Annotated in this window: 7 protein-coding genes; all 7 read right to left on the bottom strand. The window is 65.7% G+C overall.

The window, feature by feature from the left end:
• Positions 1-152 precede the first annotated feature (152 nt).
• The 7 genes from ORI27_RS32145 to rplJ all read right to left on the bottom strand — a co-directional run bounded on the left by ORI27_RS32145 (position 153) and on the right by rplJ (position 13,842).
• Positions 153-1,034 (bottom strand): type IV toxin-antitoxin system AbiEi family antitoxin domain-containing protein, encoded by an 882-nt coding sequence (locus tag ORI27_RS32145; protein WP_323055701.1) that lies wholly within the window; start codon positions 1,032-1,034, stop codon positions 153-155.
• Positions 1,035-1,161: 127 nt separating this feature from the next.
• Positions 1,162-5,115 carry a DNA-directed RNA polymerase subunit beta' gene (locus ORI27_RS32140; protein WP_266001284.1) on the bottom strand — a complete coding sequence of 1,318 codons (3,954 nt, stop codon included), beginning with the start codon at positions 5,113-5,115 and terminating at the stop codon, positions 1,162-1,164.
• A 62-nt stretch (positions 5,116-5,177) separates the two neighbouring features.
• Positions 5,178-8,657 (bottom strand): DNA-directed RNA polymerase subunit beta, encoded by a 3,480-nt coding sequence (rpoB, locus tag ORI27_RS32135; protein WP_407666518.1) that lies wholly within the window; start codon positions 8,655-8,657, stop codon positions 5,178-5,180.
• A gap of 376 nt (positions 8,658-9,033) precedes the next feature.
• Positions 9,034-11,466 carry a hypothetical protein gene (locus tag ORI27_RS32130; RefSeq protein WP_266001282.1) on the bottom strand — a complete coding sequence of 811 codons (2,433 nt, stop codon included), beginning with the start codon at positions 11,464-11,466 and terminating at the stop codon, positions 9,034-9,036.
• A 167-nt stretch (positions 11,467-11,633) separates the two neighbouring features.
• Positions 11,634-12,683 carry an ABC transporter ATP-binding protein gene (locus ORI27_RS32125; RefSeq protein ID WP_266001280.1) on the bottom strand — a complete coding sequence of 350 codons (1,050 nt, stop codon included), beginning with the start codon at positions 12,681-12,683 and terminating at the stop codon, positions 11,634-11,636.
• 200 nt (positions 12,684-12,883) lie between these two features.
• Complete coding sequence (gene rplL, locus ORI27_RS32120; RefSeq protein WP_266001278.1) at positions 12,884-13,276, bottom strand: 50S ribosomal protein L7/L12; 393 nt, start codon at positions 13,274-13,276, stop codon at positions 12,884-12,886.
• A gap of 35 nt (positions 13,277-13,311) precedes the next feature.
• A complete protein-coding gene (gene rplJ, locus ORI27_RS32115) occupies positions 13,312-13,842 on the bottom strand; it encodes a 50S ribosomal protein L10 (protein ID WP_266001276.1) in 531 nt (176 codons plus the stop codon).
• Between the last annotated feature and the right edge of the window lie 331 nt (positions 13,843-14,173).

The following is a 14,173-nucleotide window of genomic DNA, read 5'->3' as shown; positions in this document are numbered from 1 at the left end:
AGACGCAAAGGGAGCCAGACACCAGGTGAAACGGAACCAACCACCGCACCACAGCCCTGTCATGCAGGCACGCCGTAACACGGCAACCAAAGACTGACACTGAGACGCAAACGGCCCCGACACGCCGCGGATTTGGGCACGTTTCCGTCTGCTCACCCGGCGAGACGGGAGGTGTCGATACAGTTGGCCACCCTTGCCAGCAAATCGACCGGATGTCGCCGCACGTCGTCGACGACGAATCGCAGCAGTGTCCAACCGCAGTCTTGGAGTCGAGCGGTCTTGATGCGGTCGCGTTTCCACGCCGTGGGATTGGCGTGCCATTCCATGCTGTCGTACTCGGCAGCAACCATCACCTCGGGCCAGGCGAAGTCGACCCGCCACCGGTCACCGCAATGGTCGACGATCTCGTGTTGGATCGTCGACGGGGTCAGTCCGCCGTCGATGAAGACCAGGCGAGCCTCACTCTCCATCGCGGACTCTGCGCGACCGTCGGCATAGGGCAGCAAGTCGCGGACCTTGACGATTCCACGGCGTCCCCCCTGTTCGCGGACTACCGCCTGCAACTCGGCAACCGAACACGCCGAACATCGCAAGGCCGCATCGAGGGTGGCCAGGGCCCGAGGGCGCCGTAGTGACCGCGCTGTTTCGATGGCCGTCCACGCGGGTGCGGTGGCCAGCCGGCCCTGGATTCGACGAAGGGGTGCGCCGATGCGCTGGTGCACCATCAATCCCGCTGTCGGCCTGACGCGCACGCCCGGATCGAGAACATGGACACGGCTGTCGTTCTCGGTGTCGAAGCCGTACAGACTGGCTGCGGTGCTCATGCAGGCAACCATTGTCCGGCCGGTCATCAGATCCAGGCCGGCCAACCGCCCGACGAGGGCGGGCTCTTGCAGCGCATAGATACCGTGCCATACCCGGATGAGTGCGCCCGCTTTGACGTGGGCGGTTAGTGACTTTCGCGACATGATGGTCAGCAGCTGCGCGGTCGTCGCAAGCCCACCATTGGTGGCGAACAGCTCGTCGATGAACACACCGCGATGCTGCAAGTTGGCTCGGGCGTTGCCAATTCACCCCTGGGGATGGCTGGTGACCAGACGCAAGCGTCCCCGACACGCCGAGCGTGCGGGGACGTTTGCGTCTGGTCGCGCCAGAGGGTGACTACCGGTAGTCGCTGTAACCGTAATCATCCAGCGGCACCGCAGCACCGGTGGCCTGGCCGAAGTCCGGGCTGTAGTACTGATCCTCGTAGGACGGGATCGTGTACGCCGCTGCCCGAGCCTCTTCGGTCGGCTGCACCGCGATGTTGCGGTACCGGTTGATACCGGTACCCGCCGGGATCAGCTTGCCGATGATCACGTTTTCCTTCAGACCCTGCAGCTTGTCGCTGCGGCAGTTGATCGCCGCATCGGTCAGCACACGAGTGGTCTCCTGGAACGACGCCGCCGACAGCCACGAGTCGGTGGCCAGCGACGCCTTGGTGATACCCATCAGCACCGGACGGCCGGCCGCGGGCTCGCCACCCTCGGCAACGACCCGACGGTTCTCCGACTCGAACTCCGCACGCTCGGTCAGCGAGCCGGGCAGGAACTCCGTCGAACCCGAGTCGATGATCGTGACGCGCCGCAGCATCTGCCGGACGATGACCTCAATGTGCTTGTCGTGGATCGACACACCCTGCGCGCGGTACACCTCCTGCACCTCCTTGACGAGGTGGATCTGCACCTTGCGCGGGCCCTCGACACGGAGCACCTCGTGCGGGTCGGCCGAGCCCTCCATGAGCTGTTGGCCCACCTCGACGTGGTCACCGTCGACAAGCAGCCGCTCGCTGCCGTCGTCGTGCTTGAACACCTTCAACCGCTGGCGCTTGGAGAGCTTGTCGTACACGACCTCCTCGCTCCCGTCGTCGGGAACGATGGTGATCTTGTAGAACTTCTCGGTCTCCTCCAGCTGCACCCGCCCGGTGACATCGGCGATCGGTGCGCGGTTCCGCGGAACACGCGCCTCGAACAACTCCTGCACACGGGGCAGACCGCCGACGATGTCGGCGCCACCGGTAACACCACCCTGGTGGAAGGTACGCATGGTCAGCTGCGTGCCAGGCTCACCGATCGACTGCGCGGCCACGATGCCGACCGCCTCGCCGATGTCCACCAGCTTGCCGGTGGCCATCGAGCGGCCGTAGCACATCGCACACACACCCGAGGCGCTGGTGCAAGTGAGCACCGAGCGGACCTTGACCGACGTGATGCCGGCCTCCAGCAGGGCGTCGATCGCCGGATCGCCGAGGTCGTGTCCGGCGTTGACGATCACGTTGCCCTTCTCGTCGACCGCATCTGCGGCCAGCGTGCGGGCGTACGCCGAGGTCTCGACGTGCGGATCGCGGATCAGGGCATCACCCTGCAGCTCGGCGAGCTCGACGAGGATGCCCCGCTCGGTGCCGCAGTCGTGCTCGCGGACGATGACATCCTGGGACACGTCCACCAGACGGCGGGTCAGGTAACCCGAGTCAGCGGTACGAAGTGCGGTGTCCGCCAGACCCTTTCGGGCGCCGTGGGTGTTGATGAAGTACTCCAGCACTGTCAGGCCCTCACGGAACGAGGACTTGATCGGCCGCGGGATGAACTCACCCTTCGGGTTGGTCACCAGACCCTTCATGCCGGCCAGCGTGCGGGTCTGGGTGAAGTTACCCGTCGCACCGGAGTCCACGATCGTGATGATCGGGTTGTCCTCCGGGTAGTGCGCCCGCAGCGCCTTACCGACCTCTTCGGTGGCTTCCTTCCACAGCTCGACGAGGGCGTCGTTGCGCTCCTGGTGGTTGAGCGCACCGCGCTGGTACTTCTTCTCGACCCCGTCGGCTTCGGCCTCGTAGCGCTCGAGGATCTCCTGCTTCTCCGGCGGCACGATGACGTCGGCCATCGACACGGTGACACCCGAACGGGTGGCCCAGTAGAAGCCGGCGTCCTTGAGCTTGTCGACGGTCTGCGCGACGACGATCATCGGGTAGCGCTCGGCCAGATCGTTGATGATCCGGGCCTGGACCTTCTTGTGCATCTGCTCGTTGACGAACGGATACCCCTGCGGCAGAAGCTCGTTGAAGAGCACCCGGCCCAGCGTGGTGTCGGCGGTCCAGGCATTGCCCGGGCGCCAGCCGTTCTCGCCGAACAACTCGTTCTCGACCTCGTGCGGCGGGCGCAGCTGCGTCAGGCGCACCTTGATCGGAGCACGGACCGACAGCGCACCGCGGTCCATCGCCATGATGGCCTCGGCGGGCGAGCTGTACACGCCGGTTTCCGGAGTGTCCTTGGCCGCCACGGTGTGCTCACCCTTGTCCCCGGGAACCAGTGTGGTCAGGAAGAACAGCCCGGTGACCATGTCCAGACGGGGCATGGCCAGCGGCTTGCCCGACGCCGGCGACAGGATGTTGTTGGAGGACAGCATGAGGACACGCGCCTCGGCCTGCGCCTCGGCGCTCAGCGGCAGGTGAACCGCCATCTGGTCGCCGTCGAAGTCGGCGTTGAACGCCTCGCAGACCAGCGGGTGCAGCTGAATGGCCTTGCCTTCCACCAGCTGCGGCTCGAAGGCCTGGATACCCAGGCGGTGCAGCGTGGGTGCGCGGTTCAGCAAAACCGGATGTTCGGCGATGACCTCTTCGAGCACGTCCCACACCTGCGGGCGCTGACGCTCCACCATCCGCTTGGCGCTCTTGATGTTCTGCGCGTGGTTCAGGTCGACCAGTCGCTTCATCACGAACGGCTTGAACAGCTCGAGGGCCATCAGCTTGGGCAGACCGCACTGGTGCAGCTTGAGCTGCGGGCCGACCACGATGACCGAACGGCCGGAGTAGTCGACGCGCTTGCCGAGCAGGTTCTGCCGGAACCGGCCCTGCTTGCCCTTGAGCAGATCGGACAGCGACTTGAGCGGACGGTTGCCCGGTCCCGTAACAGGCCTGCCCCGACGGCCGTTGTCGAACAGTGCGTCCACCGACTCCTGAAGCATCCGCTTCTCGTTGTTGACGATGATCTCGGGCGCGCCGAGGTCGATCAGTCGCTTCAACCGGTTATTGCGGTTGATCACGCGGCGGTACAGGTCGTTGAGGTCCGAGGTGGCGAAGCGACCACCGTCGAGCTGGACCATCGGACGCAGCTCCGGCGGGATCACCGGTACCGCGTCGAGCACCATGCCCATCGGCGAGTTGCCCGACTGCTGGAAGGCAGCGACCACCTTCAGGCGCTTGAGCGCACGAAGCTTCTTCTGCCCCTTGCCGTTCCGGATGACCTCACGCAGGTTCTCGGCCTCGGCGTCGATGTCGAAGTTCTCGATGAGCTTCTGGATCGACTCCGCGCCCATCGAGCCCTGGAAGTACTCGCCGTAGCGGTCGACCAGCTCGCGGTAGAGGTTCTCGTCGACGATGAGCTGCTTGGGCGCCAGCTTGGTGAACGTCGTCCAGATCTCCTCGAGCCGGTCCAGCTCACGCTGAGCCCGGTCACGCAGCTGACGCATCTCGCGCTCGCCGCCGTCGCGCACCTTGCGGCGCACGTCGGACTTGGCGCCCTCGGCCTCCAGCTCGGCCAGGTCGGCCTCGAGCTTCTGGGCGCGGGCCTCCAGATCGGAGTCACGCTGATCGGCGACGGCCTTCTTCTCGACCTCCATCTCGGCCTCGAGAGTGGAGAGCTCGTTGTGGCGCATCTCGTCGTCGACGGCGGTGATCACATAGGCGGCGAAGTAGATGATCTTCTCGAGATCCTTCGGCGCCAGGTCCAGCAGGTAGCCCAGGCGCGAGGGCACGCCCTTGAAGTACCAGATGTGCGTGACGGGCGCGGCCAGCTCGATGTGGCCCATCCGCTCGCGGCGCACCTTGGCGCGAGTGACCTCGACACCGCAGCGCTCGCAGATGATGCCCTTGAAGCGGACGCGCTTGTACTTGCCGCAGTAGCACTCCCAGTCGCGAGTCGGTCCGAAGATCTTCTCGCAGAACAGGCCGTCCTTCTCCGGTTTCAGCGTGCGGTAGTTGATGGTCTCCGGCTTCTTGACCTCGCCGAAGGACCAGTTGCGGATGTCCTCGGCGGTCGCCAGGCCGATCCGGAGTTCATCGAAGAAGTTGACGTCTAACACGTAACTCCCTTTCCCCTTTCGGGACTAGAAAAATTAACTAGCGCCCGCGGCGGTGCCGCGGATCAGGCAAGGTCCTCGACGGACGCAGATTCGTTGCGCGACAGATTGATTCCCAGGTTCGCGGCAGCGCGCTCCAGGTCCTCGTCGTCACCGTCACGCATCTCGATCGCCGCGCCGTCGCTAGACAGCACCTCAACGTTCAAGCACAGCGACTGCAGCTCCTTGAGCAGCACCTTGAACGACTCCGGAATGCCCGGCTCGGGGATGTTCTCGCCCTTGACGATCGCCTCGTAGACCTTGACCCGGCCGACGGTGTCGTCGGACTTGATGGTCAAGAGCTCCTGCAGCGTGTACGCCGCGCCGTAGGCCTGCATGGCCCAGCACTCCATCTCGCCGAACCGCTGACCACCGAACTGCGCCTTACCGCCCAGAGGCTGCTGGGTGATCATCGAGTACGGGCCGGTCGAGCGGGCGTGGATCTTGTCGTCCACCAGGTGGTGCAGCTTGAGGATGTACATGTAGCCGACGGTCACCGGATACGGGAACGGTTCGCCGCTGCGGCCGTCGTACAGCACGGCCTTGCCGTCACCGTTGACCAGAACTTCACCGTCCCGGTTGGGCAGCGTCGAGCTCAGCAGACCCTGCAACTCCGCTTCACGGGCGCCGTCGAACACCGGGGTGGAGACGATGCTGTTCGGCTCGGCCTCCAGCAACTGCTCGGGCAGGTTAGCCGCCCACTCCGGGGCACCGTCGATCTTCCAGCCGGCCTTGGCCACCCACCCGAGGTGGGTCTCCAGGATCTGGCCGATGTTCATCCGTCGCGGCACACCGTGGGTGTTCAGGATGATGTCCACCGGGGTGCCGTCCGGAAGGAACGGCATGTCCTCGACCGCCAGGATCTTGCCGATGACGCCCTTGTTGCCGTGGCGGCCCGCGAGCTTGTCACCGTCGGAGATCTTGCGCTTCTGGGCCACATAGACGCGGACCAGCTCGTTGACGCCGGCGGGCAGCTCGTCGTCATCCTCACGGCTGAACACCCGGATGCCGATGACCTTGCCGGATTCGCCGTGCGGAACCTTCAGCGACGTGTCGCGAACCTCGCGGGCCTTCTCGCCGAAGATGGCGCGCAGCAGCCGCTCCTCCGGAGTCAGCTCGGTCTCGCCCTTCGGGGTGACCTTGCCGACCAGGATGTCGCCGTCGCGGACCTCGGCGCCGATGCGGACGATGCCGCGCTCGTCGAGATCGGCCAGCACCTCATCGGAGACGTTCGGGATGTCCCGGGTGATCTCCTCGGCGCCCAGCTTGGTGTCGCGGGCGTCGATCTCGTGCTCCTCGATGTGAATCGAGGTGAGCACGTCCTCTTCAACCAGGCGGTTGGAGAGGATGATCGCGTCCTCGTAGTTGTGGCCCTCCCACGGCATGACCGCCACGAGCAGGTTCTTGCCCAGGGCCATCTCACCGTTCTCGGTGCAGGGGCCGTCGGCGACGACCTGGCCGGCCTCGACTCGCTGCCCGGCGTCCACGATCGGACGCTGATTGGCGCAGGTGCCGTGGTTGGAGCGGGCGAACTTGCGCATCCGGTAGGTGTGCCGGGTGCCGTCGTCGGCCATCACGGTGATGTAGTCGGCCGAGACCTCCTCGACCACGCCCGCCTTGTCCGAGACGACGACGTCGCCGGCGTCGATCGCGGCGCGCAGCTCCATACCGGTGCCCACCAGCGGTGCCTCGCTGCGCACCAGCGGAACCGCCTGGCGCTGCATGTTGGCACCCATCAGGGCGCGGTTGGCGTCGTCGTGCTCGAGGAACGGGATCATCGCCGTCGCGACCGACACCATCTGGCGCGGCGAGACGTCCATGAAGTCGACCTCGGTGGCGTCGACGTACTCGACCTCGCCACCCTTGCGGCGAACCAGCACGCGGGACTCGGTGAAGCGGCCGTCCCCATCGATCGGCGAGTTGGCCTGCGCCACGACGTGGCGGTCCTCCTCGTCGGCGGTCAGGTAGTGGATCTCGTCGCTGACCTTGCCGTCGCCCACCTTGCGGTACGGGGTCTCGATGAAGCCGAACGGGTTGACCCGCGCGTACACCGACAGCGAACCGATCAGACCGATGTTCGGACCCTCAGGAGTCTCGATCGGGCACATCCGGCCGTAGTGGCTGGAGTGCACGTCGCGGACCTCCAGGCCGGCGCGCTCACGGGACAGACCGCCCGGGCCCAGCGCCGACAGGCGACGCTTGTGGGTCAGACCCGACAGCGGGTTGTTCTGGTCCATGAACTGCGACAGCTGGCTGGTGCCGAAGAACTCCTTGATCGCCGCCACGACGGGACGGATGTTGATCAGGGTCTGCGGCGTGATCGCCTCGACGTCCTGGGTGGTCATCCGCTCGCGGACCACGCGCTCCATACGGGACAGGCCAACCCGGATCTGGTTCTGGATCAGCTCGCCGACGGTGCGCAGGCGACGGTTGCCGAAGTGATCGATGTCGTCGACCTCGACGGGGACCTCGACACCGCCGGGGGCGGTCATCGTGGTCTGACCCTCGTGCAGACGCACCAGGTACTCGATGGTCGCGACGATGTCCTCTTCGGTCAGCGTCGAACTGGTGATCGGCTGGCCGGCGTTGAGCCCCAGCTTCTTGTTGACCTTGTAGCGGCCCACCCGGGCCAGGTCATAGCGCTTGTCCTTGAAGAACAGGTTCTCCAGCAGGGTCTGCGCGGACTCCTTGGTCGGCGGTTCGCCCGGACGCAGCTTGCGGTAGATGTCCAGCAACGCCTCGTCGGTGCCGGCGGTGTTGTCCTTCTCCAGCGTCGAGATCATGTTCTCGGAGAAGCCGAACCGCTCGCGGATCTGCTCGTTGGTCCAGCCGAGCGCCTTGAGCAGCACGGTGACCGGCTGACGGCGCTTGCGGTCGATGCGCACACCCACGGTGTCGCGCTTGTCGACGTCGAACTCCAGCCACGCACCGCGGCCGGGGATCACCTTGACGCTGTGCAGCAGCTTCTCGGTGGACTTGTCGATGGTCTCGTCGAAGTACACACCCGGCGAGCGGACCAGCTGGCTCACCACGACACGCTCGGTGCCGTTGATGATGAAGGTGCCCTTCTCGGTCATCATCGGGAAGTCACCCATGAAGACCGTCTGGCTCTTGATCTCGCCGGTGTTGTTGTTGATGAACTCGGCCGTGACGAACAGCGGAGCCGCGTACGTCATGTCCTTGTCTTTACACTCGTCGACCGGAGCCTTGACCTCGTCGAAACGCGGGTCGGAGAAGCTCAGCGACATCGAGCCGGAGAAATCCTCGATCGGTGACAGCTCGGTGAGGACCTCTTCGAGGCCACCGACCGGGTTGACGTCACCACGCGCCTCAGCGATGCCACGCCAGCGCGGCGAGCCGATCAGCCACTCGAACGACTCCGTTTGGACGTCGAGCAGGCCGGGTACCTCGAGAGGCTCGCGCAGCTTGGCGAAGGAAATTCGTTTTGGTGCTCCGGGGACGGAGTTAGAAGTAGTAGTCGTTTTGCTCTGGCTAGAGACTGCCAAGATGCATCCTTCCAGCACCTAATGCGACTGACCGGAGGTCATCCGGGAGGCCGCGATATCTGCGTCGGTTCGGCTGGCCTACTCGAGACCCAGGCCTGTCCCCGACGCACGCGACACGCAAACAGGTCTCTAGCTGGAATGTCTGAAATCAGACTTAGGGACCGGCGGTGTCAGGTGCAGGTTGAGGTGGGCAGGAGGCAGCCAGCGCAACGTCCAACGATAGCGCAGAACGGCGCATTCCTCAACAAGCTCATGCCGGGCGGGCTGGCGCTGGCTGGCGATCTAGCTACCCATGCACACATGCTGGTCAACAGACTGGACCGTTTGGGCCTTTCCGTCAAGGGAAACGCGGTGTTTGGTGTGGAAAAAACGCCCTTCAGGCGGCGATGGTGGTCGCCGCCGCAGCAGCGGGCTGAGTTGGCAGGACAACGGCGGCGGTCGGGCCCATAATGATCGGCTGCCCGGCCGAACCGTACAGCCCGTACTGGGGGTCGTCCGGTCCGGCCGCCACATAGAAGTCGTTGATCCAACCGGCGGCCAGGGTGTGCACGGCCGAGGCGTTGCCCGGCGCGGACGGTCTGACGAAGATCTCAGCCAGGGCGTCGAAGAAGGGGTCGGAGCCCGTCATCGAGTCAGTGTGCGAACCGTTGACCAGTTCGACACCGACGAACTGGTCCGGGCGCTCGGCGGTCAGCGTCGTGGTGGTCGCACCGTTGGCGTTCCAGGCCTGCGACGGCGCGGCGACCTGATAGACGGGGATGCCGTCCAGGGTCGCGAGCGCGTTGGCGAAAGCGGTGTTGTCGCGGGCCACGCCGTCGAACATCACCACGCCGAGTAGATGGTTCTCGTCGCCGGGGGCCAGGGAGTTCACGTAGTCGCTGCCGGCGGCTACTGCCAGTCCCCCGCCCGCGGAATGACCGGACAGCGTGAAGTCTTCGGGCAGCGTCCCCTGATAGCCGGCCGTACTGGCGCTGATAGTCAGTGCGGCGCGATTCCCCAGGAACAGGTCGGCCACGCCCTGCTGCATCGCGGGGTTGTTGATGGTGCAGGTCGGGCAGGTCAGCGGCGCGAACGACGGCAGGGTCGTCGCGACGACGATGCTGTTGGTCTGTTGGGCCAGCGACTTGGCCAATACGGTGTAGTAGGACTTGTTGGCCAGGAATCCGTGCTGCAGGTAGATGATCCCGTTGGCCTGCACGGAGCCGTCGGCCTGAGTCGGGAAGTACCAGTCGGCGGGGGCGTTGTAGGTGCGCGAGCCGACCTCGATCGTCAGCGAGGTGTTGCCGGTTTTCACCCCGGTCACGCCGTTGGGTGTCGGCGACGACACCGTGGGGTTGGCGGCCTGCGGGGTGATCGTGGCCGAACTCGGTGAGCCGCCGAACAGCAGGGGCATGACAAGGGCGGTCCAGGTCTTCATCAGCTTCTCGATCGGTCCGAGCTGGCTGGCCAGCGGTGTGGGCAGCACCACCGCGGAGGCGTTGCCCATGATGATCGGCTGACCGGCGGTGCCGTAGATGCCGAACTGCGGAGTATCGGGGCCGGCGCCGACGTAGAAATCGTTGATCCAGCCGGTGCTCAAGGTGTCGACGGCGGCGGTGTTTCCGGACGGCGAGCGCTTGGTGACCAGCTGGGCGAAGAAGTCGATTACCGGGTTGCTGCCCAGCATCGCGTCGACATGCGAGCCGTTGACCAGCACGACGCCGTCGAACTGGTCAGGGCGCAGGGCCAGGAGCTCATCAGTGGTCGTGCCGAAGCTGTTCCAGGTCTGGGCCGGCGCGGCGATCTGATAGACGGGAATGTCGAGGGTGTCCAGGCTGGCGATCGCCTGCGGCAACGTGCCGTTCATGTTGACGCCGTCGTACATGACCACCCCGAGCAGATGATTCTGGTCGCCGGGCGCCAGGTCGTCGACGTAATAGCCACCCACCGAGGACGACCACCCGCCACCGGCCGAGTGCCCGGCCAAGACGAAGTCTTCCGGCAGCGCGCCCTGATAGCCGGCCTGGTTGGCGCTGATAGTCAAAGCCGAGCGGTCGCCGAGGAACATGGTGGCGGCGGCCTTCTGCATCGGCACCCCGTAGAGGGTGCAGCCGCCGCAGGTCAGCTGGGGAAACGACGGCAGAGTCGGCGCCACCACGATGGAGTTGGTGTCCTGAGACAACTGCGTGGCCAGCGACGAGTAGAACGCCTTGTCGGCGAGGAAACCGTGCTGCAGCCAGATGACCCCGTTGGCTTGCACCGAACCGTCGGCCTGGGTCGGGAAGTACCAGTCAGCCGGCGCGTTGAATCCCCCGTTGACCGGGATCGTCAGCGTTGCGTGCCCGACCTTGACGCCGGTGACGCCGTTGGTGGCCGGTGGGGTGACGATCGCCTGGGCGGGTTCGGGCGCCGCGGCCGGGCGCGCACTGGTGCCGGTCGCCGACGGCGCCGGGGTCGATCCCGTGGCGCTGGCCGCGGGGGTCGTTCCCGTGGCGCTGGCCGCGGCGAGCGCGCTGACCAGGAGGTTGGCCACCGGCCGACCGGCCGCCTGGCGGGCGGGCACTGGTTTCGGTGCGGGCTTGGCGGCCACCTTCGGGAGGCGGGCCCCCGAGACGACGGCGACGGGCGCGACGCGGTGCCTGGCTGTGGTGGCGTTGGCTGGCGAGGAGCTGCTCGACGACGAAGCCGACGACTGCGACGAGGCCGCACCCGAATGCCCGGTGCCCCCGCCGGTATCGGCGGCCGCGGCGCCGGCCCCGGCCAACAGGGCCGCGCCCACACCGGCGAAGACGGCTACCGTCCCCCACCAGATCCGCCGGTCGCGTAGCACTCAGCCTCCTTGCTGACGATCGCGGCAAACGCTATCGGAGAGAACGGCCGCCCGAACCCATTTTGCGGCGAACGGAGGAGAAGTTGCTGACACACTGCCCATTCGGGCGGGCCAGACCTGCTCAACGCGGGAAAGAGGTTATCCTCGCGCGTTCCCGGTCGTTGCCGTCAGCCGTTGCCGTCCTCGACGTGCACGGCGTGCGCGGGTTCGCCGACGAAGGTGTGAGTGGGCAGCTTGTGGGTGCCTTCGAGGTCGTCGAGGATGGCTTCCTGGGCGGCCGGGGGCAGGGTGTGCAGGATCTGGCGGACCCGCTCCTGGCGGCGGCGCACGGCGTCCCGTTCCGGGATACCGGGGGTGACCGTCAGCTGTGGCGGCACGCCTTCGATTTCTTCGACACCGCCGTCGTGATGACCGGCGTCGACCATGGCCTGCTCTTCGGCCATCGTCGCCTCGTCCTTTTCCTCCGACATACCGATCGGGCCGATCCGGCGGCCGTTGAGGAACTGGCGAACCACCGGCTCTTCACTGGTCAACAGCACCTCACGCGGGCCGAACATGACCAGGTGCTTGCGGAAGAGCATGCCAATGTTGTCGGGCACCGTGCGGGCGATGTTGATGTTGTGGGTCACGATCAGAATCGTGGCGTCGATCTGAGCATTGATATCGATCAACAGCTGGGACAGATACGCGGTGCGCACCGGGTCCAGACCCGAGTCGGGCTCGTCGCAGAGAATGATCTGCGGGTCGAGCACCAGCGAGCGCGCCAATCCGGCGCGCTTGCGCATACCACCGGAGATCTCGCCGGGGAACTTGTTCTCGTCGCCACCCAACCCGACCATGTCGAGCTTCTCCATGACGATCTGGCGGATCTCGCTTTCCTTCTTCTTGGTGTGCTCGCGCAGCGGGAAAGCGGTGTTGTCGAACAAGTTCATCGAGCCGAACAGTGCGCCGTCCTGGAACATGACGCCGAACAGCGTGCGGATCTCGTAGAGCTCCTTGGCCGAGCACTCGATGATGTTGGTGCCATCGACGATGATCTTGCCCCGCTCCGGACGCAACAGACCGATCAGCGACTTCAAGAACACCGACTTACCGGTACCCGACGGGCCCAGCAGCACGCTGACCTCACCGGCAGGGATATCGAGGGTCACGTCCTCCCAGATTCGCTGGGAACCGAACGACTTCGTCAACCCCTCGACCTGAATAGCAATACCCACGCCAGATCCTTCCGCCCACGCTGGACAGCCATCGCCACGATGGCCTGTGGTTTGAGTCACTGTAGCGCACGCCGATTGGCGGCACTGAGTTTGTGTACGAGCTGTGATCGACAGTCCCGCGGGCTCGTTGCCGAGACCGCAGCGACAAGAAAATCCCTCGCGGGCACACACGCCCGCGAGGGATTTTCTTGTCGACAGACTTACTTGACGGTGACCGTCGCGCCGGCGGCCTCGAGCTTGGCCTTGGCCTCCTCGGCGGCCTCCTTGTTGACCTTCTCGAGCAGCGGCTTGGGAGCGCCGTCAACGAGGTCCTTGGCCTCCTTGAGGCCCAGGCCGGAAACGATCTCACGGACGACCTTGATGACGCCGATCTTCTTGTCGCCGGCACCCTCGAGGATGACGTCGAACTCCGACTGCTCCTCAGCAGCCTCGGCCGGGGCGCCACCGGCGGCGGGGCCGGCAGCCGCGACGGCGACCGGAGCGGCGGCCGTGACGTCGAAGGTCTCCTCGAACTGCTTCACGAACTCAGAAAGCTCCAGCAGGGTCATTTCCTTGAACGCGTCGAGCAGTTCGTCGGTGGACAGCTTTGCCATGGTGATTCCTTATCTCTAACTGGTGGTGGTTGGTCTCAGGCGGCGGACTCTTCGCCAGCCTTCTTCTCTTGCAGAGCTGCGGCCAGGCGCGCGACCTGGGACGCGGGCGCCGCGAACAGCGCCGCGGCCTGGGCCTGCTTCGCCTTCATGGCGCCGGCCAGCTTGGACAGCAGCACCTCGCGCGACTCGAGGTCGGCGATGCGCTCGACCTCGGAGACGGACAGCGCACGACCGTCCATATAGCCGCCCTTGATGACCAGGGCCTTGTTGTCCTTGGCGAATTTCTTGATCGCCTTGGCAGCGTCAACGGGCTCGCCGCTGATGAACGCGATGGCGGTCGGTCCGGCGAACAGATCGTCCAGACCCTCGACGCCGGCCTCGGACGCAGCACGCTTCACCAAGGTGTTCTTGGCGACCGTGTAGCTCGTCTCCTTGCCCAGCGACCTGCGCAGCTCGGCAAGATTGGCTACCGTCAGGCCGCGGTACTCGGTGACGACGGTGGCCGTCGCCTCCTTGAACTTCTCGGCGATGTCGGCGACCGCGGTGGCCTTGTCAGCCTTGGCCATGCTTGCCTCCTCGTGATGGTTTCACCGCCGGAGGCCAGGAAATGACGAACGCCCCGACACAGGGCAGGTCGGGGCGCAGAAAATACTGATACCTCGTCCTCCTGCGTGGGCCGCCCGGCGTTGCCGGGACCTTCAACCGATTGCTCGGTGACCGACGGTCTTCGGTGGAACCGGACCAGGATAGCGGGCCTGGACTCCAAACTCCTAATCCGCTTCGCTTGGCGAGCAGCTGTCTGGGGGGCTGCGCCCGGTGGTGGAGGATGAAAATTTGGCCGTGGTGTTCGGCCTGGTGAGGTGCTTGCGTCGCAGACGGGCGGGGTCAACCATGAAG

The organism is Mycobacterium pinniadriaticum, assembly GCF_026242045.1.
Classification (GTDB): Bacteria; Actinomycetota; Actinomycetes; order Mycobacteriales; family Mycobacteriaceae; genus Mycobacterium; species Mycobacterium pinniadriaticum.
Note: the sequence above shows the minus strand (reverse complement) of the source record. Positions and strands in the feature narration are given on the sequence as shown.

What these genes read in the sequence shown, in the direction of transcription:
- rplL (WP_266001278.1), bottom strand. Translation starts at nt 13,276, where the DNA reads ATGGCAAAGCTGTCCACCGACGAACTGCTCGACGCGTTCAAGGAAATG.
- rplJ (WP_266001276.1), bottom strand. Translation starts at nt 13,842, where the DNA reads ATGGCCAAGGCTGACAAGGCCACCGCGGTCGCCGACATCGCCGAGAAG.